A 2,771-nucleotide genomic window follows, 5' to 3' on the forward strand; every position below is an offset into this window, starting at 1 on the left:
GTGGGATCTTCGTCCGCATTTGTCGCGAGTAATTAGGGTGAACGAAGCACGTCTTACTGAGTGGCGGCGGCTACAAGGGAAAGCCGAAGGGTTGGCGGGCGAAAGTCCACTACTATACCCTATAACGACTTATGAGCAAGGCGCCATCACTGCTTTGATCGAATTTGGGGCGCGGCTTGGTGAGTCTGCATGGCGTTCGAGCTCTGGATATAACGAGAAGACAGCTAAAGACAAAGGTTTGATTCGTTTTTGCGTCGGCAGTCCGGTATCGCTTGATGAAGTCATTCTGCAAGGTACTCATTTTGGGATTTCTACTCCGTTTGCGAAGCAGCCAAATGATCCGTTTGTAAACGGTAAAGACTGGGGATTCTGGAATCTGCCTACCCTGCCAGGCGCTGCAGTTCCCCGCACTACGTACACTCGTGCTTGCGGTCAAGAGGCTTACTATTCTGCTCAGGATATCTGGGGCGGTCGACGTTACGTCGAGTATTATCGGCTGGCTTGGAGGGTAATGATTGACCCTAAAAGCACGGAGCGTTCTCTATTTGCGGCCCTTATTCCGCCGGGGCCTGCGCACGTCGATGCTGTTAATACGCTTGCATTATGCGAAAATCGTGATACTGTGTTAGTTGCTGGCTTCTGGGCATCGTTACCTCTCGACTACCTACTACGAATTATGGGTCGCTCGCATCTGCGTGTTGCAGAGGCTAGTTCAATGCCTGCTGTCGACGGTAACAGTCCTCTCGCGTCGGCGTTGCTGCTGCGGACGTTGCGGCTCAACTGTCTGACAAACGCCTATGCGGATCTGTGGGCCGAGTTGTATGATCCCGCCTGGGCCGACGGCGAAGGCTGGGTGGTTGCCTGGCCTCGGGTGGCACCGCTGGCTGACGTCCGGCCGACCTGGGAGCGGGCGACGCCCCTGCGGACCGAGTACGAGCGTCGCGCGGCGCTCGTCGAGATCGACGCCCTGGTCTCGGTGTGGCTCGGTATCGAGGCCGAGGAGCTGGTGGCGATCTACCGTTCGCGTTACCCGATCCTGTCCGACCGCGAGGCGGAGATGTGGTTCGATGCCGCCGGCCGCCGGATCGCCGCCGACCCGTACGCCTTCGGTTTCGGGCAGACGAAGGAGCACTACCTTCAGTTGATGCGGCATCTGGCGGATCCGGAGGGGGTGGCGCCGGAGGGGTATTCGGCGCCGTTCTACAAGGCGGATCGTGAAGGCGAGATGCGGCAGGCGCACGCGGTGTTCAGTGCCCGGCTGCGGGCGGCGAAGGACGCGGGGCGGGAGCCGTGAGGCCGACGCTGGCCGCCGAGGGGCTGCGGGCGAACCTCACCCAGTATCTGACCACCACGTTCGCGCTCGCCGACGCGCGGGAGCGCGAGGCGCTGGCGACCTTTCTCAACCATCCCGAGCACGGCATCTTCCGCGGCCCCTACCTGCGGATCCGTACCCCGTTCCGGCCGGCCGCCGCCGGCTGGCGCCGGCACCTGGAATGGGTGCCGGCGGAGTTCACCCCGTACGAGCACCAGGCGAAGGCGTTCGAGCGGCTGAGCACGCTGCGCGGCCCGGCCCGGCCGACGCTGGTGACCACCGGTACCGGCTCCGGCAAGACCGAGTCGTTCCTGATCCCCGTCCTCGACCACTGCCAGCGGGCCCGCAGGGCGGGCCGCACCGGGGTGAAGGCGCTGCTGCTGTACCCGATGAACGCACTGGCCACCGACCAGACGCTGCGCATCAACGACTACCTGGAGCAGGCCGGCCTCGCCGACGTGACCGCCGGCCTGTACATCGGGGACGTCCCGGAGGTCAGCTACTCGCGGGTGCTGACGAAGCGCTCGGAGATGCGCCGCACCCCGCCGGACATCCTCGTCACCAACTACAAGATGCTCGACCTGCTGTTGCAGCGCGCCGACGACCTGCCGCTGTGGGACGGCGCCGACCTGGCCTACGTCGTCCTCGACGAGTTCCACACCTACGACGGCGCCCAGGGCACCGACGTGGCCATGCTGCTGCGCCGGCTGGCCGCGGCGACCGGCCGGGCCGAGCCGGGCCGCCCGCTGGGGGCGATCTGCCCGGTGGCCACCTCCGCGACCCTGGGGGAGGGCAGCGGCATCGACGGAGGCCGGGCTCTCCGCGCGGTCGCCGAGCAGGTCTTCGGCACCGTCTTCGACGACGGCGCCGTGGTGGGGGAGGCCCGCCGGAGCACCAGCGAGATCGTCACGGGGATCGACTACGGTCTGCCGGTGCCCGAGCCGGCGGTGCTCGCGGCGATCGCCGACCCGGGGCGGGACCCGTCCGCGATGGGCCGGATCGCCACGGCCGTGCTCGGTGACGACAACCTCGACCCGCTCCATCTCGGCAGGGCGCTGAGCCGGCACATCCTGACCGCGGCCGTGCTGGAGATCCTCGGTGACCAGCCCAGGACCGCCGAGGAGATCCTCGAGCTGCTGCCGCGCCGCGGCGCCTACAGCTGGGGGCAGGCGCTGGCGACCGGCTCCGAACTGGCCGCGGCGGCGCTCGCCCGGTTCGTCGCGCTGCTGTCGACCGCCCGCGTCCCCGGCGGGCCCGACGGCACGGGCGGGCCCGGTTCCGGGACCCGGCCGCTGGTCGGCGTCGAGACGCACCTGTGGGTGCGGGCGGTGTCCCGGCTGCTGCGCGGGGTCGGGCCGGCGCCCATGTTCGGCTGGGACGGTGAGCCGCGCCGCGACCACGACCCGACGGCCCCGGCCGCGGACACGGTGGTCACCGACCGGCGGCACGCGCGGCTTCC

Annotated in this window: 1 protein-coding gene and 1 pseudogene; both read left to right on the plus strand. The window is 67.7% G+C overall.

Translation table 11 applies throughout. The features are described from left to right. Nucleotides 1-1,294 (plus strand): annotated as a pseudogene (locus AC5LSR_RS24020) (hypothetical protein); the annotation flags it as partial. Then, the coding region (locus tag AC5LSR_RS24025) for a DEAD/DEAH box helicase (RefSeq protein ID WP_493469078.1) at nucleotides 1,291-2,771 on the plus strand (1,481 nt) is incomplete at its 3' end. The pseudogene AC5LSR_RS24020 and the gene AC5LSR_RS24025, both read left to right, overlap by 4 nt.

Source organism: Protofrankia sp. CiP1_Cm_nod4 (genome assembly GCF_982290645.1).